This is a genomic window from Vreelandella sulfidaeris Esulfide1, assembly GCF_054072535.1.
Map to the genome: position 1 here is coordinate 2,630,260 of NZ_CM133364.1, position 18,892 is coordinate 2,649,151.

An 18,892-nucleotide genomic window follows, 5' to 3' on the forward strand; every position below is an offset into this window, starting at 1 on the left:
AGAGGCAACATCTATTAAGCCGCCGTGGATTCAAGGAAGTCCTGGGCAAAGCGCTGCAGTACGCCACCCGCAGTGTAAATCGACACCTCCTCAGCGGTATCCAGACGGCACTTCACCACGACACGCTCACTTTCACCATTATGCCGATGAACCACGAGCGTGAGCATCGCACCTGGCGAAACAGCACCTTCCACATCAAACATTTCGGTGCCATCCAAGCCTAATGTTAGGCGAGTGGTGCCGGGTTCGAACTCCAGCGGCATCACACCCATACCAATCAGGTTAGTGCGGTGAATACGCTCAAAGCCCTCCGCGGCAATCGCTTCCACGCCCGCCAGCGCCACGCCTTTGGCCGCCCAGTCCCGCGAGGAACCCTGGCCATAATCTGCGCCCGCGATAATGATCAGCGGCTGCTTACGAGCCATGTAGGTTTCGATAGCCTCCCACATGCGGGTAACTTCACCTTCGGGCTCTATTCGCGCCAACGAACCCTGTTTTACGCTGCCATCGGCATCACGCACCATCTCATTAAATAACTTGGGGTTGGCAAACGTGGCGCGCTGAGCGGTAAGGTGATCGCCACGGTGGGTCGCGTAGGAATTAAAGTCTTCCTCCGGCACCCCCATTTTGGCCAGATACTCACCTGATGCGCTATTAAGCTGAATAGCGTTGGAGGGCGAGAGGTGATCGGTGGTGATATTATCCGGTAGAATCGCTAGCGGGCGCATACCTTTCAGGGTACGTTCTTTGGCCATATTGCCTTCCCAATAGGGCGGGCGACGAATATAGGTGCTCTGAGGCCGCCAGTCATACAGTGGGCTCACTTGGGCACGGGCGCTTTTGTCCAAGTCAAACATAGGAATATAGGTCTGCCGGAACTGCTCCGGCTTTACCGATGCTTTCACAATCGCATCGATCTCTTCATCGGCTGGCCAGATATCCTTTAAGGTAACGGGGTTGCCTGCCTGATCCACACCCAGGGCGTCCTTTTCGATATCAAAACGAATCGTGCCTGCAATCGCGTAAGCGACTACTAGCGGCGGTGAGGCCAAAAAGGCCTGCTGAGCATGAGGATGAATCCGCCCATCGAAGTTACGATTACCGGAAAGTACGGCGGTTGCGTAGAGATCGCGCTCGATAATCTCCTGCTGAATTTTGGGATCCAGCGCCCCGGACATGCCGTTACAGGTGGTGCAGGCGTAAGCCACGACTCCGAAGCCAAGGTTTTCAAGCTCGCTCATCAATCCGGCTTCTTCCAGGTACATCTTGACGGTTTTCGAGCCGGGCGCCAGCGACGACTTCACCCAGGGTTTACGCAGCAAACCTAGCCGGTTGGCATTACGTGCAATCAGTCCGGCGGCGACCATATTGCGCGGGTTGGACGTGTTGGTACAACTTGTAATAGCGGCAATAATGACGGCACCGTCAGGCATCTTGCCCGCTTTCTCTTCTTCGCGTGCTGCTTCGAGGCCCACTGCAATGCCGCGCTGAGCAAGCTCTGAAGTAGGCAGATGGGCGTGGGGGTTCGAGGGCCCGGCCAAGGTGCGGTGTACCGATGAGAGGTCAAAGGTCAGCACACGTTCGTACTCAACCTCGGTCAAACTGTCCGCCCACAGGCCGGTGTGTTTGGCATAGGTTTCCACCAGCGCGACCTGCTCATCTTCACGGCCGGTAAGCTTCAAGTAGTCGATAGTTTGGCCATCGATGTAGAACATCGCTGCGGTCGCGCCGTACTCGGGCGTCATGTTGGAGATAGTGGCACGATCACCGACGGTCAGTGCATTGGCTCCTTCGCCAAAAAACTCAAGGTAAGCACCCACTACCCGCTCTTTGCGCAGGAACTCGGTAATCGCCAGCACCATGTCGGTGCCGGTAATCCCCGGCTGCAGCTTACCGGTCAGCTCCACGCCGACGATATCCGGCAGGCGCATCATGGAGGCGCGTCCCAACATTACACTTTCGGCCTCGAGACCACCGACACCTACGGAAATCACGCCGAGGGCATCCACCATAGGTGTATGGCTATCGGTGCCCACACAGGTATCCGGGTAGGCAATACCGTCGCGGTTCTGTACCACTGGCGACATCTTCTCCAGATTGATCTGGTGCATAATGCCGTTGCCGGGCGGAATCACATCGACGTTCTCGAATGCCGTCTTGGTCCAGTTGATAAAGTGGAAACGGTCATCGTTGCGGCGGTCTTCAATGGCACGATTTTTCTCGAAGGCGCCCTCTTCGGAGCCTGCATGTTCCACCGCCAGTGAGTGATCGACAATCAGCTGGGTCGGCACCACCGGGTTGACCTTGGCGGGGTCACCGCCCTTTTCGGCGATGGCGTCGCGCAAACCAGCCAGGTCGACCAGCGCGGTCTGGCCGAGGATATCGTGACAGACGACGCGCGCCGGGTACCAAGGGAAGTCAAGGTCGCTCTTGCGCTCGATCAGCTGTTTTAGCGCATCGGTGAGAAGCTCGGGATCGCAGCGGCGCACAAGCTGTTCCGCCAGCACACGAGAAGTATAGGGCAGCTGCGCATAGGCACCGGGCTGGATATCTTCCACCGCCTCGCGCGCATCAAAAAACTCAAGCGCTGTGCCAGGCAGCGGTTTACGGTATTGGGTATTCATAGCAGGCAGACTCACAAGAAGGAGGAGCGGAAAAAAGCCCGGCGTCCAAGTCACCGGGCAGCAAGGCGGTTCAGTCTCGCGCTTCTATCGGCACCCACTCGCTCTTCTCGGGGCCGGTGTAATCGGCACTAGGACGAATAATGCGGTTGTTGGCACGCTGTTCGAATACGTGGGCCGCCCAGCCAGTCAGCCGCGACATAACAAAAATCGGTGTAAACAGCTTGGTGGGTATATCCATGAAGTGGTATGCACTGGCATGGAAAAAGTCTGCGTTGCAGAACAGTTTTTTCTCACGCCACATGACCGCTTCGACTCGCTCAGAAACCGGATAAAGCACTTTGTCGCCGACATCGTCTGAGAGCTTCTTGGACCAGTGCTTGATGATCTCGTTGCGTGGGTCGGATTCGCGATAAATCGCGTGACCGAAGCCCATGATCTTGTCCTTGCGCTCCAGCATGCCCATGATCTTGCTTTCCGCTTCTTCCGGCGACTGCCAATCTTCGATCATCGCCATGGCTGCTTCGTTAGCGCCGCCATGCAGTGGACCGCGCAGGGAACCGATCGCCCCGGTCACGCAGGAGTGCATATCGGAAAGCGTCGAGGCACACACCCTAGCAGTAAAGGTAGAGGCGTTGAACTCGTGTTCGGCGTAAAGAATCAGCGAGACGTTCATTACCCGCGCATGCAGTTCAGAGGCAGGTTCGCCGCGCAACATATTGAGGAAATGGCCGCCGACTGAATCATCATTCGTTTCGGTATCAATGCGTACGCCGTCGTGCGAGAAGCGATACCAGTAGCAGATAATCGAGGGCAGCACCGCTAGCAACCGGTCGGCGACGTCTTGCTGCTGATCAAAGTTTTCCTCGGTCTCAAGATTACCCAGCATCGAAGTGCCGGTGCGCATCACATCCATCGGGTGCGCATCTTTAGGAATTTGCTCAAGCACTGTTTTCAGCGCATCGGGCAGCCCACGCAGGCTTTTCAGCTTGCTTATGTAGTGGTCCAACTCATCCTGGTTGGGCAACTTGCCCTTTAACAGCAGGTAAGCGACTTCCTCGAATTTAGCTTTTTCGGCGAGCTCTTTGATATCGAATCCACGGTAGGTCAGGCCTGAGCCGGTTTTGCCTACCGTACACAGCGCGGTGGAACCGGCGCTCTGACCACGCAGTCCTGCACCTGTCACGGGTTTATCAGCCATGGTGTGTCTCCTATTACTGCTTTTATTTTAAATTGTGTTTTTCAAATATGATCGAACGTTAACTGGCGTTTGGCTTACTGGTCGTCGCCCTGTTCGGCAAACAGTGCGTCGAGCTTTTGTTCAAAGTCGTGGTAGTTCAAAAAATCGTAGAGCTCGTCGCGAGTCTGCATCAGTGGCACGACGTCTTTTTGATGGCCGTTGTCGAGGATGCTTTGATAGACCTGAAGCGCCGCTGCGTTCATGGCTCGGAACGCAGAGAGCGGGTAAAGCACCATGCGACAGCCAACGTCGCCCAACTCAGATTGGGTAAACAGTGGCGTAGCGCCGAACTCGGTGATATTGGCCAAAATCGGCGCATTGACCCGTTCACAGAAAGCTTTGTAATCATCCAGCGTGTGGACCGCTTCGGCAAAAATAGCATCAGCACCCGCCTCTACGCAGGCGTTGGCGCGTTCAATGGCCGCATCAAGCCCCTCTTTTTGGAAAGCGTCAGTGCGGGCAATTAAATAGAAATCGGGGTCGATCTTGGCATCTGCTGCCGCTTTAATGCGATCCACCATTTCTTGCTGGGTAACAATCGCCTTGTTGGGACGATGGCCACAACGCTTTTGGGCGACTTGATCTTCCATATGCACCGCCGCCACGCCGGCACGCTGCATCTCTTTAACGGTGCGGGCGATATTAAAGGCGCCGCCCCAGCCGGTATCGATATCCACCAGCAGCGGCAGCTCGGTGGCACCGCAGATACGGTGGGCATCTTCGACGACGTCATTCATGGTCGTCATGCCCAGATCCGGCAAGCCGAAGGAAGCGTTGGCAACACCGCCGCCGGAAAGATAAATTGCCTGGTGGCCCACTTTTTCGGCCATCAGCGCAGTGTACGCATTTATAGTGCCTAAGATCGGCAGTGGCCGGTTCGCCTCTAGCGCAGCCCGAAAACGCGCACCGGGAGTCATCTGGGACATGAGGAGTTACTCCTGTTGTTAATTTTAGTTATGTTTTAACTTTCTGATGTTAAAGCTGTCTGTGCGAGGGTCGCCGCATAGCGGTCCGCCACATTGGCACGTGAGGCGCTAACATGGCGTCGCATCAATAGCTCGGCTAACTCTGCGTCTCCCGCTTCGATGGCATCCACAATACGGTGGTGTTCCACAAAAGCACGCTGCGGTCGTGTGCCGCTGGCACTAAACTGGGTGCGATAAAGACGCACAAGGTAGTAAAGATCGTCGCATAGCAGGTTCATCAACATCTTGTTATGACTGCCCTGAACGATGCAGTAATGAAAATCGAGATCACCTTCACGCTGGTAGTAGGCTTCGCCACGCTTCAGGTCCGCTTGGCCTTCATGCAGTGCCAATACATCACGCAACCCTTGAATTTCATTGGGCGACATGTGCTCTGCAGCCAGCCGGGCAGCCATGCTCTCTAAGGCTTCACGCAGGTCAAAGAGCTCTAAAAGCTCTTTCATGGAAAGCTGAACCACCCTCGCGCCCACATGAGGAACGCGTTCAATTAATCGGTGCGCTTCAAGGCGTCGCATCGCTTCGCGCAGCGGCCCTCGTGAAATACCGTAGGTTTTAGATAGTCCGGGCTCGGTAATTTTACTGCCGGGAGCGAGTTCGCCGCGCACGATGGCATCCTGCAACTGATGAAATACCCGCTCTGCGAGCGTGCGTACTTCGGGCACAGCTGTCTCAGGGGGGGTAGCCTCACCCCCCTCTGTTTCAGATAAAACATTGGCGGCTGTTAGCGAGTTAGAAGCAAGTGTTGCCATGATTAATTGTCGACAATTGGAAAGTAAGCAAACTCTAGCGCGTGCCAATTGAGCCGTCAACTAACCTCGTTTACCGATTTTATACGCCTTTCGTTGTACTCGCAGGCGAAATCCGCCTTAGCCTGTCAACAATTAGCCCTTAATGGTAGGTAGTCCTCTAGCGGTACGTGAGAAAGGCGTCAAAGGTTAGCGCTGGTGTCATTGTCTACGCCCCTCTAAAATGGCTCGCCCTTACCTGGCCAGGCATTTGCTTAATGAACAAGGCGTTGACGATAACTCCCTTGCCCTACTCACCCGACCCCCTGGGAGTATTCGCTTGCCTGCGCGCCAGACCCGGCGCGGTATTGCTTGACAGTGGCCGCCCGGTTGCTACCGGCCGCTTTGACATCATCAGTAGCGACCCCATTGCCATGTTGGAAGTGTTCAGTGATGGCAATGCCCAGCTCTTGTCGGACCAGCTCAGCCCCCCGCTGTCTTTATCCAACGATGCATTTGCGCTTCAGCAATGGTTACTGGACCAGCTTGATATCCCAAACGAACCCAGTGAACTGCCCTTTCTAGGCGGACTAATTGGTTATTGGGGCTATGATTTAGGCCGCGAATCACAAGCTATCTCCAGCCTTCAAGCGAGAGCCGTTTTATTACCTCACGCACGGCTAGGGCTTTATGACTGGTGTATTTCCCTTGATCACGTGACCCAGCAGGCATGGTTAATCGCCACACCGGAACGCCGTGAGCAGGTAGAGGACTGGCTGACCCAGGCGCCAGTAGAAACTAGCTCTTTTACTTTAAATAGCGCCTTCAAAGCCGAGCTTAGCCATGCCCAATACATCAACCGCTTTAACGTTGTGCAATGTTACATTCGGGAAGGCGACTGCTATCAGATCAATTTGGCTCAGCGCTTCTATGCCGACTATCAGGGGGATGAATGGCAGGCGTATTTAAGGTTACGTCAAGCAACCCCCACGCCCTTTTCAGGTTTTATGGCCTGGGATGACAAGGCCGTTCTCTCTCTCTCGCCAGAACGCTTTATTCAATGCCGCAACGGCGAGGTTGAAACACGGCCCATCAAGGGCACTCGCCCCCGCGGGGCGACACTTGAAGAAGACCAGGCGCTAGCGGAGCAGTTATTGAACAGCCGAAAAGATCGCGCTGAGAATGTGATGATCGTTGATTTACTACGCAACGATCTTGGGCGAGTGTGCCAGCCTGGCTCCATTACCGTGCCGCAACTGTGCCGATTAGAAAGCTATCCGAACGTGCATCACCTGGTTAGCGTGGTAAAAGGGATACTCGCCGACAGCTATACGCCACTGGCACTTCTCAAGGCGGCATTTCCCGGCGGCTCAATTACTGGCGCACCCAAAATTCGCGCCATGCAGATTATTGATGAATTAGAACCCTGCCAGCGCAGTGTCTATTGCGGCAGCCTGGGCTATGTCGATGTACGCGGCAGCATGGATACGTCAATTGCTATTCGCACCATGGTTGCCGAAGCGGGAAGATTGCATGTGTGGGGCGGCGGAGGCTTGGTGGCAGACTCTCAAGCGGACGAAGAGTACACCGAGACATTGGATAAAATCCGCCATCTCATCAGCGCTTTGGAATAAGCGGCGTAAATTATAAGTCAAAAAGGAATATAAAAGCCTAACCAAACGGTATTGGGGGAACATGGCTTGGGTTTGGTAGCCTAGGGCTGACTTTTACCTATTAATAGGAGGCGACATGTCCTCAGCGCTTGAAGCGATAAACCGCGACTTTGCTAATAATCCCCAAGGCCTAGTTGAATGGGCGCTGGCCCAGGGTTCACGCCCAATTTGTACTACTAACTTTCGCCCCTTTGAGGCGGTCATTCTCCACATGGTTAGCCAAGTGCGCCCGGACATTCCCATTGTTTGGATGGACAGCGGTTACAACACCGAGGCAACCTATCAGTTCGCCGACGAGGTGATACAACAGCTGAATCTGAATATCGTGAGCTTTGTGCCCCGGCGCACCCGCGCCCACCGCGAAGCGCTGGATGGCCCCATGCCTGGGATAGACGACCCACGCCATGCGGCCTTTACGCAGGAGGTTAAGCTTGAACCCTTCGAGCGTGCATTGCGTGAAATGCAGCCCGATGTCTGGTTCACCGCGCTACGCGCCGAAGACACGCCGGAGCGCGCCAAAATGCAGCCGGTTAGCCGCAACACCGACGGGCTTCTAAAAGTAGCGCCACTTCTGCAGTGGAGCGCTAAGGAGATGTACCAGTATTTACAAGCGCATAACCTGCCTAACAATTTCGACTATTTTGACCCCACCAAGGTAGAAGAAAAGCGCGAATGCGGTCTGCATTTACAACACTAACGATTAATACTCAGGCAGGTCCAGATCATCGAACAGAGACTGCTCATGACGCGGGCCTGCCGTTAGCGCTTCATCTACACGGTCGCGCGTTAAGTGGGGTGCAAAGCGCTCCAGGAAGTCATACATATAGCCGCGCATAAAGGTGCCACGGCGAATACCGATTTTGGTTGTAGAACTGGCAAACAAATGACTGGCCTCCAGTGCCACCAAATCATCGTCGAGTGCCTCATCGACGGCCATATGGGCCACAATACCAACCCCCATGCCCAACCTCACGTAGGTTTTAATCACGTCCGCATCGGCGGCCGTCAGTACCACGTTAGGCGTTAACCCCTTGGCTTTAAAGGCGTCATCTAACTGAGAACGACCGGTAAATCCAAAGACATAGGTCACTATAGGGTGTTCACCGAGTGCCTCAAGGGTTAACGGGCCTTGATGCGTTGCTAAAGGATGCCCCTTAGGTACCAGTACGCAACGGTTCCAGCGATAGCACGGCAATAGCACCAAGTCGGTAAATAACTCTAACGACTCAGTCGCAATGGCAAAATCCGCCTGTCCTTCACTGACCATTTGAGCGATCTGCTTTGGCGTGCCCTGCTGCATATGCAGCGCCACATCAGGATATTTTAAGGTAAATTCGCTAATAATAGGCGGCAGCGCATAGCGGGCTTGAGTATGGGTCGTGGCAATGGCCAAACTGCCACGGCGTTCGTCGCTATGCTCCTGGGCTACTTGTTTAATATTATCGGTTAGGCGCAGCACTTGCCCTGCCAGATCGATAATGGATTGTCCGGCTGGCGTTACGCGGGTGAGATGCTTGCCACTGCGGGCAAAAATCTCAACGCCAAGCTCATCTTCCAATAACCGAATTTGTTTGGAGATCCCCGGCTGTGAGGTAAATAAACTTTGCGCTGTGGCTGAGACGTTCAAGTTATGACGATTGACTTCCCAGATATAGCGTAGCTGTTGTAGCTTCATATCCTCACCTTATTTATTGTCTATTCAGGTTCATGCAAACCACGCAAGCCGCACTTTGACGTACCACCATGTGTAGCTAATACAATGTGTCTGAAAGGCTGTGTTAGCGATACGGCAGCCCCAGCACTAAATAGAATAAAAATCACACTAACAATACTTTTATATTATAAAAAAATCTCCCTACCAGCATCCAGTAATTTCTGCTATTCAGTTAAATCACCACGCGTGAAATTTGCCAGCAACCTTCGCGCCCGCTAACATCTGCCCACGCTTATCGCGATAGACATGAGGCGCGGTGATAGAGCGCTAATTAATCGCGTAATGACCGTTGCTCCATTTGAGGCAACGAAACAGTAAGAGCAACGCAAACGGGAGAAGCAAATGGCTAATAATGTTGATGTCACCAACGCCAATTTTGAGCAAGAAGTCCTCAACGCTGAACAGCCTGTGCTAATGAAATTCTGGGCGCCTTGGTGTGGCCCGTGCAAAGTCATGGCCCCGGTCGTTGATGAAGTGGCTGCTGAACGCCAGGACAACCTGAAAGTGGTTAGCGTCAACGTAGATGACGCACCTGAAATTGCTGCCGAACAAGGGGTACGCGGCGTCCCGACTGTAATGCTGTTCAAATCCGGCACCAAAGTCGCTTCATTGGTTGGTGCACAATCTAAATCTCAACTGACGCAGTTCATCGAACAAAACGCTTGATGAATGCAGCTAACCTGCAAAAGCCGCCGACTCTGTCGGCGGTAATATTTTCACTACTTCCTATCTTAACTTCAGCGCTTCCACGGCGGCAGTTTTGGATCGCTCGCCGGGCTCCTTTTTAAGCGTTGCCTTCCAGGCCCCAACAACCGAGCAATCCAACGCGTCTGCGGGTGGCTATCCAGAGCAATCTTCAGCGTCATCGTGAGCACCACTGAAAGCAGCATCCCCGCCGCACCAAAGATCCATCCCCACACTACCAGTGATAGAAACGCCACAAACGTCGAGAGCCCGAGCGCTTGCCCCATGACTCTTGGCTCAATCAGATTGCCAAGTACAAAGTTGATCACTAGATAAGCAGAAGCCAGTAGCAGCGCCTGAAAAGGGCCGCCATCTTGTGCAATCAGCAGTAACAACACGGGGGGTATCGCGGCTAACGCTGAACCAATATTGGGAATAAAATTGAGTGCAAAGGCTAATACGCCCCACAGCAAAGGAAACTCCACGCCTACGATCATGCAAGAGAGCCAAACGAGCGCCCCTGTTGCCAGACTGATCATGGTTTTAACGGCCAAATAGCGCTTCAATGTTAAACTAAATTCACTGAATCGCTTTAAGCTAGGTGCGGGGTTTTCAAGTGCACGAGAGATTTTTTCGCGCACGTTAAGCGTCTCGAACAGCATGAAGATAACCAGCAGGCCGACAATAATGCTCTGCATGAAGAAGTTACCAAGCTGGCCCAATAGCGCTGGCATCCACGAGCCTTCATCCTCGCCTTCAAATAGTGAATTGATCTGGTCAGGATTTATCGCCAATCCGCGTGAAGACAGCGCATTAAGCAAGTCCCAATATTGCTCATAAAGCCGCGACTCGATTTCCGGCAACGCCGTCAAAAAAGTACTAAAACTATTAACTACCAGTAGGCCAATAAGCGATATAAACGCCAGTAATACCATCAACGTCAGAAATGCCGACACCCGCATGCTCAAGCCGCAGCGATGCAACCACTGCACGGGTGAGGTGCACACGACCGCAATAAATATTGCCAGCAGCAACGGCACTAGCAAGTCAGCGCCGACTTTCATTCCAGCAATAATCACCACCAGCGCGGCGAGTGCCAAGGTGGCATTGAGTGGAATACTGCGGTAATCCTCGTCCGACAATTTCGACATAATCCTTCCCTAGCGTGTTATCCATCTATAATGGCTGCATTCGTCATATTGCACAAACCGTGCAAACAATAAGCAACTGTTTTAGGTCTACTCTTTAGTGCTGAACTTTATTTTCCTCTACGCTTCCAAACAAAGTCTTCTTATTCATCTACATGGCGGCGCTTAGCCTCCATTATCAAGGAAGTAACTTATGCCAACGACTCTGCTTTGTGCTCAACGACTACGATACGGCCTGCTAGGTGGCGCCCTTCTGGCACTGCTCAGTGCTCCTCTAGCTCAAGCTTCACCTTCGCACCAAGCGCCGCCCAGCCTGCACGTTCAAGCGCAGTCGTGGGTTGAGGTAGAGCCCGACAAAGCCACCTTGAATGCACGTCTCTGGGAAAACACCCCTGCCCTATCCACCATGGAAGAGAGCGATAGTAGCGCACTTAGTGAGGCGCGCGAGCGTTTAGAAACCCGCGCCAGCGAATTAATCGAAGAAATGGAAGCCACGGGCCTTGAACGCAATGCCATCAATGCGGGGTCGCTGAATGTCTACCCCGAACATGTTCAAGGTCAGCGCAACGACGATGGTGAACACGAAACCCTCCAGCGCACACGCCTGGAGCGACCGATTACCGTCGAACTCACTGACCTTGATCAACTAAGCGAAGTGCTAGACGCCCTGATTGCAGCGGGTGTTAACTCGCTGGACGGCGTGCAATTCGACCTGCAAGACCGCGATGCAGCCACTGACGAAGCCTTGGTCAAAGCGCTGGAAAAAGCCCAGCACAAGGCAAACCTGATGGCTGACAGCCTGGATGCCGAACTAGGCCATGTACAGCGTATCGAAGAAACACAATCGCCCATTTTCCAACCACGCATGATGTCAATGCGGGCAGAGAGCGATGCCGCTGGCGCCAGCCAGTCCGGTGTTAGCAGTGATTACAACCCCGGCACCATTCGTATCGATGCCGGGGTCAGCGTTGAATGGGCGCTTAAAGGGACAGACGCTCCACACCGCCCAGGTAACGACGTAGCGGCTCAGGAATAGTCACCGAGCCATCCGCCTGCTGGTGGTTTTCAAGCACCGCCAGCAGGCAGCGGCCTACCGCCAGGCCCGAACCGTTCAAGGTATGCAGCAAATGTGGCTTTTTTGAATCCGGGTGGCGGAAACGCGCCTGCATGCGCCGCGCCTGGAAATCTTCACAGTTGGAAACCGACGAGATCTCGCGATACGTCTCCTGGCTAGGCAGCCACACTTCCAAGTCGTAGGTTTTCGTGGCTCCAAAACCCATATCCCCGGTGCACAGCGTCACCACACGATACGGCAGTTCAAGCGCCTGCAGAATTGCCTCCGCATGGCCACGCATTTCCTCCAGTGCTTCGTAACTCTTCTCTGGCTCGACGATTTGCACCATCTCGACCTTATCGAACTGATGCTGACGGATCATGCCGCGAGTATCGCGGCCATGTGAGCCCGCCTCAGAGCGGAAACAGGGGGTATGTGCGGTAAGCTTCATTGGCAGCGCCGACAGTTCAACGATTTCATCGCGCACGAAGTTGGTAAGAGGCACTTCCGAAGTGGGAATCAGATGGTACTCACGCTCATCGTCCAGCTTGAACAGATCTTCGCCGAACTTCGGTAGCTGACCGGTACCCATGAGCGAGTCGCGGTTGACCATATACGGCACGTAGCACTCTTCGTAACCGTGCTGCTCGGTTTGGGTATCCAGCATAAACTGCGCCAGCGCCCGGTGAAGGCGCGCAATCGGACCACGCATTACCGCAAAGCGAGCGCCGGTGATCTTGGCCGCCAGCTCGAAATCGAGATACCCCGACTTCTTACCCAGATCGACATGATCCAGCACCTCGAAATCAAATTCCCGCGGCGTGCCCCAGCGGTGCAGTTCGACATTATCGGCTTCTTTTTCGCCTTCCGGCACACTTGCATGGGGCAAGTTAGGAATACCACTAATGGCGTCGTCCCACTCCTCCTGCACCTCAGCCAGTTCGACTTTCGCTTTGTCCAGGCGATCACCCAAATCGCTGACTTCATCCAACAGCGGCTGAATGTCTTCACCGTTGCTCTTGGCTTTACCAATCGCTTTGGAGCGCATATTACGCTCATTCTGCAGTTGCTCGGTTTGAGTTTGTAGCTCGCGGCGGCGCGACTCCAGCGCCTGCAGCCCCGCTTTATCAAGCACAAAGCCCCGGCGGGCCAGTTGTTGAGCAACCGTGTCAAGATCACCGCGCAGCAGTTTCGGATCGAGCATGAATCCTGTCCCTTGGCCTGAAAACAATAAGAGCAACGCGCCAACGCACGTGCATAAAGGCACCTATTGTAGGCAAAAGCGCGTGTGGGGGCTATGGGTGGCCTCAGGGTCTAAGCAATGGCTTACACGGTTCAAGCATTTAGCTATAGAAAAAGGGGACACTTTAAGGCTAAGGTGACTAAATAATTAATCATGTTGAGCCATGCAAATGCCACCTAAATCGTCGCACTTTTACGCTCACTCGATCCCAGAAACAGACAAGCAAGCCTGGCAAACACTAGACGATCACTTACAGTGTGTCGCCGAAATGGCGGCAACACGCGCTGATCGCTTTGGTATGACAGATGCTGGATATACTGCGGGTCTTTTACATGATTTAGGTAAATACAGCGCGCCTTTTCAACGGCGGCTGGAAGGCTCTCCGGAACGTGTCGATCATTCAACTGCAGGCGCTATTGTCGCTAAACAACGCTTCAAAGGAGGGATCGGTGACCTACTGGCCTACTGTATTGCGGGCCATCATGCGGGGCTTGCCAATGGCCGTGATTCAGGCGAACGCTCCCCGCTTAGTGAACGCCTTAAAGCAGATATCCCTGGGATAGATAACGCTTGGCAAGATGCGCTTACGCTTCCACAGGAGTTACGTCCTCCTGGCACGTTTACCCAACGTCCAGAACGGGGGTTCTTTCAACTCGCGTTTCTCACCAGAATGCTATTTTCATGCTTAGTCGATGCAGACTACATTGATACCGAAACCTTCTACGCCCAGCATGAAAGCGGCCTAGCACAGCAACGCGGTGGCGGCGCTTCGCTACCGCATCTTCGCGCAGCACTGAATCAACACTTAGCAACCTTCGACACCGAAACAGGCATTAACCAATTACGTGGGCATATCCTACGTGAAGTACGTAATAAAGCAGGAATGACACCCGGCTGTTTCAGCCTCACGGTGCCCACCGGCGGTGGCAAAACGCTAGCCTCCCTCGCCTTCGCGCTGGATCACGCCATCACCCATGGCATGGATCGCGTTATCTACGTTATTCCCTTTACCAGCATCGTCGAGCAGAACGCTGCGGTGTTTCGGAAGGCGTTGGGTAAGTATGGCGCTGATGCAGTGCTCGAAAACCACAGCACCTTTGATGCTGAAAAATCGTCAAAAGGCGACAAGGATAGTCTTGATAAACTCAGACGCGACAGTGAGAACTGGGACGCACCCATTATCGTAACAACATCTGTGCAATTCCTTGAAAGCCTCTTTGCCGCTAAAACATCACGCTGCCGCAAATTACATAATATTGCCCGTAGCGTCGTCATTCTGGATGAAGCACAGACAATGCCCCTGCCCTTGCTGCGCCCAAGCGTTGCCGCACTGGATGAACTCGCGCTGAATTATCACACAAGCATTGTGCTCTGCACCGCTACCCAACCAGCCCTTATTGAAACCGATGATGCAGAGCATAGCTTCGCGGGTGGGTTTAAAGGCGTAGAGGAGCTAGCTCCCGATCCCAAAAAACTATACCGAGAACTAAAGCGGGTGACAGTACGGCATACCGGCAGCTTAGATGACGCTCAATTACGCGACGAACTGTTAGACGTCGAACAGGTACTGTGCATTGTCAATAATCGCCGCCATGCCAGAGCCCTTTACGAATCCATTGCCGAGCAACCAGGCGCTTTTCACCTCACTACCGCCATGTGTGCCGTTCATCGACGGCAGGTCTTACATCATATTCGTGAAACGCTTGAAAAAGGCAAGCCATGCCGCGTTGTATCTACGTCGTTAATAGAAGCTGGCGTCGATGTAGACTTTCCAAGGGTGCTTCGCGCCGAGGCGGGGCTAGACTCTATCGCCCAAGCTGCTGGGCGCTGTAACCGTGAAGGCAGACGAACCGTTGAAGAAAGCGAAGTGCGTATTTTTGCCACGGCGAATGAAGAGTGGGCACCACCACCCGAGCTAAAACAATTCGCCCAAGCCACCTGTGAAGTGCTACGCCAACACGGTCACGACCCGCTTTCGCTGGAAGCGATAGAGGCGTATTTCACGCTACTTTACTGGCAGCAAGGGCCTGACCAACTCGACAAGCACCAACTGCTCTCGCTGATTGAAAAAGGGCGGCTTGACGGTCTGCCCTTTGAAACCCTCGAACAGAAATTTCGCCTCATCGACAACAATCAACGGAGTGTCATTATTCCCAGAGACGATGACGCACGCAAAGCGATTAAAGATCTCGCCTTTGCCACAAGCCCTGGCGGCATCGCCCGAAAACTGCAGCTCTATACAGTGCAAGTGCCTCATAACGGCTTTAGAGCCTTAGAAAAAGTCGGTGCCATTGCGCCTATCGAGCCGGATAAATTTAATGACCAATTCATGCTACTGGTCAATGAAGACCTCTACGATGACGCGCTAGGGTTGAACTGGAGCGACCCAACCTTTATGCGGGCAGAAAGCTTACAGTGGTAAACATACAATATTATTAGGGAGCAATTATGTCATACGGGGTTCGGCTACATATCTGGGGTGATAGGGCCTGTTTTACGCGGCCAGAGATGAAAGTAGAGCGTGTATCCTATGATGTGATTACACCCTCGGCGGCACGTGGCATTCTGGAAGCCATCCACTGGAAACCCGCCATTCGCTGGTGTGTAGACCGTATTCACGTGCTCAAGCCAATTCAATTTGAGTCGCTGCGGCGCAATGAAGTCGGCGGCAAGCTCTCAGCTGCCTCTGTAACCAAGGCCATGAAAACGGGGCGCGTTGATGATGTGGCCTATTTTGTTGACCAGAACCGCCAACAGCGCGCCGCCACTATTTTACGCAATGTTGCTTACGTTATTGAGGCTCACTTTGAATTTACCCCACGTGCGGATGATAGCGATACGCCCGGCAAACACCTGGATATTTTCAATCGCCGCGCCCGCCAAGGTCAATGCTTTCACACCCCCTGTATGGGCACCCGCGAGTTCCCGGCGAATTTTGAGCTAATTGAGCCAGAACAGCCTCTCCCCTCTTTTGATCCAACATTAACCGGTGAGAAAGACCTTGGCTATATGCTGCACGATATTGATTTTGCAAACGGCAAAACATCGCGATTTTTCCGCGCTAAGATGCAAGATGGCGTGATTGAAGTGCCTCCTTTCCAGGAGGCACTCGCATGATACTGACCGCCCTCAATGACTACTATCAGCGGCTCTCCAAAGAAAACAAAGTACCGCAGCCCGGTTTTAGTACCGAGCAAATAAGCTATGAAATTCTTATAAACCAGTCAGGCACACCCATTCAGGTTAATTTTATAGGGTCATCAGAAGGGAGTAGGCAAATACCACGACCTTTAAAAGTACCTCAATCATTTAAGCGGCCAGGTACAACCCCAAAGCCTTTTTTTCTTTGGGATAAAACCTCTTACTTGCTAGGAGTCAAAAAAAACAAAGATGCCACTGAGGATATGCCGCAGCATATTATTTCTGAAAAAGAGCACCAAGCGTTTAAAAAACTTCATCAAGAGTTATTAAAGAACACTGAAAATGAGCGTCTACGTGCATTTGTTGCATTCCTTGCACACTGGAAACCAGAAATGTTCGAAGATGGCTTATTTTCATCCGACATGTTAGATAAAAACTTTGTTATGCGTCTGGATGGAGACAAATATCATATTCATGCGACAGAAGCCGCTGAAGATATTCAGAAAAATTTGGTTCTTGGAAACGACGTACCTAAAGGTCTTTGCCTAGTCACTGGCAAATGGGCTCCTATTGCACGTCTTCATGCTTCTATCAAAAATATCGAAGGTGCCCATACGGCTGGTGCATCTATCGTGACCTTCAATAAAGATGCCTTCGAGTCCTATGGAAAAAAGCAAGGCGAGAATGCTCCGGTTTCTGAAGATGCAGCCTTTGGCTACACGACTGCTCTCAACTATCTTTTAAGGCGATCACCTAGCAACCAACAACGCCTACAAATAGCCGATACCACAGTAGTTTTCTGGGCAACTGCGCAAACATCAAAGGCAGCCAAAGCGGCGGAAAGCTTCTTCGCAATACTCAACCAACCTCCCAGCGATGAACAGGAAGCTACCAAGCTAGGCTCTTTGCTTGCTCAAGTGGCTGATGGCCGCCCATTAAAGGATGTTGCACCAGAACTGGAACCCGAAACACAATTTTGCGTGCTTGGGCTTACGCCCTCTGGCCCCAGGCTATCAATTCGTTTTTGGCTGGTAGATAGCCTGGAACGGTTAACAAAGCATTATGCCCAACATTATAGGGATCTAAACATTCAGCCTGCGCCATGGAAGGGAATTGCCCCAAGCGTTTGGTGGTTAACCCTGCAAACAGCGCCTATTCATGGCGCACGACCAAAATCAGAAGATGTACTGCCACAGCTTGCTGGCGAAATGATGCGCGCCATTATCACTGGGCAGCGCTATCCCCGACCGCTACTTACCAGTGTTGTTATGCGTTTTCGCAGTGATGGCAATATCAACGGCTTACGCGTCGCACTTTGCAAAGCGGTGTTAGCCCGAGAGGCTCGCTTAACCACGCACTTAAACTCGAACAAACAGGAGGTTTCCGTGAGTCTTGATAAAAGCTCCACTCATCCAGGTTACTTATTGGGCCGCTTATTTGCCGAATTAGAAAACGCCCAACGCGGCGCACTTGGTAGAGAGTTAAATGCCACCATTAAGGATCGCTACTACGGTGCCGCCTCCGCTACGCCCGCCAGCGTTTTTCCTATGCTGCTGCGCAATGTGCAGAACCACCTTTCATCCATGCGTAAAAAAGACAAAGGCGGTATTGCATACACTATTGAAAGCGAAATCAGCCAAATTATTGATGGGCTAGGCGATACCTTCCCAAGTAGTCTGCGCATCGAAGAGCAAGGCCGTTTTGCCATTGGTTACTACCACCAATCACAAACGCGATTCGCTAAAAAAGACAACACGAATAGCGATGAACAATCTGAACAGGGAGACACAGAATGAGCGCTATTGCTAACCGTTACGAATTTGTCCTTTTATTTGATGTCACCAACGGCAACCCCAACGGCGACCCTGATGCAGGCAACTTGCCACGGCTCGACCCAGAAACAAACCAGGGGCTTATCACGGATGTTTGCCTAAAACGTAAAATTCGCAATTACGTGGCACTCGAAAAAGAGCAAGACGCTGGCTATGCCATCTATATGCAAGAAAAGTCAGTGCTCAACAACCAGCATAAAAAAGCCTATGAAGCGCTGAATATTAAACCTGAATCTAAAAAGCTTCCCAAGGAAGCGGAAAAAGCGCGCCAAGTAACCGAATGGATGTGCAATAACTTTTTCGACGTGCGCACCTTCGGCGCAGTCATGACAACTGAAGTAAACTCCGGCCAAGTACGGGGCCCTGTCCAGGTGGCCTTTGCCAGCTCTATCGATCCCGTCATACCCATGGAAGTCTCCATTACCCGTATGGCAGTTACCAACGAAAAGGATCTTGAAAAAGAGCGCACCATGGGGCGCAAGCACATCATTCCTTATGGCCTATACCGCGTACATGGCTACGTCTCTGCAAAACTAGCTGAACGTACCGGTTTTTCAGAAGACGATTTAGCTCTTTTATGGCGCTCTCTAATCAATATGTTTGAACACGACCGCTCTGCCGCGCGTGGTGAGATGTCCACCCGAAAACTTGTTGTTTTCAAGCATGATCACCCTATGGGTAACGCGCCCGCCCATGTGCTCTTCGATAGTGTTCAAGTGAAGCGTGTTGAGGGGAAAGAAGATACACCGGCACGCCACTACAGCGACTATCAAGTCAACATCGCCAGCGAGTCACTGCCGTCTGGTGTGACGGTAGAAGAACATCTATAGG

The 18,892-nt window shown here is 52.7% G+C and carries 15 protein-coding genes; 8 read left to right on the forward strand and 7 right to left on the reverse strand.

The window, feature by feature from the left end; all coding sequences use genetic code 11:
* Positions 1-14: 14 nt before the first annotated feature.
* The 4 genes from acnD to ACW44H_RS12365 form a co-directional block, all read right to left on the reverse strand.
* On the reverse strand, positions 15-2,624 hold the full coding sequence (acnD, locus tag ACW44H_RS12350) for a Fe/S-dependent 2-methylisocitrate dehydratase AcnD (RefSeq protein ID WP_457504767.1): 2,610 nt from the start codon (positions 2,622-2,624) through the stop codon (positions 15-17).
* A gap of 70 nt (positions 2,625-2,694) precedes the next feature.
* Complete coding sequence (prpC, locus tag ACW44H_RS12355; RefSeq protein ID WP_457504768.1) at positions 2,695-3,822, reverse strand: bifunctional 2-methylcitrate synthase/citrate synthase; 1,128 nt, start codon at positions 3,820-3,822, stop codon at positions 2,695-2,697.
* A gap of 74 nt (positions 3,823-3,896) precedes the next feature.
* Entirely contained in the window at positions 3,897-4,787 is an 891-nt protein-coding gene (gene prpB, locus ACW44H_RS12360) for a methylisocitrate lyase (RefSeq protein ID WP_457504770.1), read from the reverse strand.
* A 35-nt stretch (positions 4,788-4,822) separates the two neighbouring features.
* Entirely contained in the window at positions 4,823-5,596 is a 774-nt protein-coding gene (locus ACW44H_RS12365; RefSeq protein ID WP_457504772.1) for a GntR family transcriptional regulator, read from the reverse strand.
* Between the two features lie 254 nt (positions 5,597-5,850).
* Here ACW44H_RS12365 and pabB point away from each other — a divergent pair, with 254 nt between their 5' ends.
* Positions 5,851-7,206, forward strand: a complete 1,356-nt coding sequence (pabB, locus tag ACW44H_RS12370; protein ID WP_457504774.1) for an aminodeoxychorismate synthase component I — start codon at positions 5,851-5,853, stop codon at positions 7,204-7,206.
* Between the two features lie 115 nt (positions 7,207-7,321).
* Entirely contained in the window at positions 7,322-7,942 is a 621-nt protein-coding gene (locus tag ACW44H_RS12375) for a phosphoadenosine phosphosulfate reductase domain-containing protein (protein ID WP_457504775.1), read from the forward strand.
* A 3-nt stretch (positions 7,943-7,945) separates the two neighbouring features.
* Here the strand turns inward: ACW44H_RS12375 and cysB are convergent, their stop codons facing one another.
* The gene (gene cysB / locus ACW44H_RS12380) at positions 7,946-8,920 is read right to left on the reverse strand and encodes an HTH-type transcriptional regulator CysB (RefSeq protein WP_113270892.1); all 975 of its coding nucleotides are present in this window, start codon (positions 8,918-8,920) and stop codon (positions 7,946-7,948) included.
* Positions 8,921-9,301: 381 nt separating this feature from the next.
* Here cysB and trxA point away from each other — a divergent pair, with 381 nt between their 5' ends.
* A complete protein-coding gene (gene trxA, locus ACW44H_RS12385) occupies positions 9,302-9,625 on the forward strand; it encodes a thioredoxin (protein ID WP_113270891.1) in 324 nt (107 codons plus the stop codon).
* 71 nt (positions 9,626-9,696) lie between these two features.
* Here the strand turns inward: trxA and ACW44H_RS12390 are convergent, their stop codons facing one another.
* Positions 9,697-10,794, reverse strand: a complete 1,098-nt coding sequence (locus ACW44H_RS12390; RefSeq protein ID WP_113270890.1) for an AI-2E family transporter — start codon at positions 10,792-10,794, stop codon at positions 9,697-9,699.
* 190 nt (positions 10,795-10,984) lie between these two features.
* Between ACW44H_RS12390 and ACW44H_RS12395 the strand changes: the two genes are divergently transcribed.
* Positions 10,985-11,827: an SIMPL domain-containing protein gene (locus tag ACW44H_RS12395; RefSeq protein WP_457504777.1), complete on the forward strand. Its 843-nt coding sequence runs from the start codon at positions 10,985-10,987 to the stop codon at positions 11,825-11,827.
* On the opposite strand, the gene serS is transcribed toward ACW44H_RS12395, so the two are convergent.
* On the reverse strand, positions 11,772-13,049 hold the full coding sequence (gene serS / locus ACW44H_RS12400; RefSeq protein WP_457504779.1) for a serine--tRNA ligase: 1,278 nt from the start codon (positions 13,047-13,049) through the stop codon (positions 11,772-11,774). The genes ACW44H_RS12395 and serS overlap by 56 nt on opposite strands.
* A 208-nt stretch (positions 13,050-13,257) precedes the next feature.
* Between serS and cas3 the strand changes: the two genes are divergently transcribed.
* The 4 genes from cas3 to cas7c are packed head-to-tail and all read left to right on the forward strand — an operon-like array spanning position 13,258 to position 18,891.
* On the forward strand, positions 13,258-15,510 hold the full coding sequence (gene cas3 / locus ACW44H_RS12405; protein WP_457504781.1) for a CRISPR-associated helicase Cas3': 2,253 nt from the start codon (positions 13,258-13,260) through the stop codon (positions 15,508-15,510).
* A 26-nt stretch (positions 15,511-15,536) separates the two neighbouring features.
* Positions 15,537-16,205 carry a type I-C CRISPR-associated protein Cas5c gene (gene cas5c / locus ACW44H_RS12410; protein WP_457504782.1) on the forward strand — a complete coding sequence of 223 codons (669 nt, stop codon included), beginning with the start codon at positions 15,537-15,539 and terminating at the stop codon, positions 16,203-16,205.
* Entirely contained in the window at positions 16,202-18,025 is a 1,824-nt protein-coding gene (gene cas8c, locus ACW44H_RS12415; protein WP_457504783.1) for a type I-C CRISPR-associated protein Cas8c/Csd1, read from the forward strand. Before cas5c ends, cas8c begins: the two co-directional genes overlap by 4 nt.
* Entirely contained in the window at positions 18,022-18,891 is an 870-nt protein-coding gene (gene cas7c, locus ACW44H_RS12420; RefSeq protein WP_457504785.1) for a type I-C CRISPR-associated protein Cas7/Csd2, read from the forward strand. The genes cas8c and cas7c overlap by 4 nt, the downstream gene beginning before the upstream one ends.
* The last annotated feature ends 1 nt before the right edge of the window (position 18,892 follow it).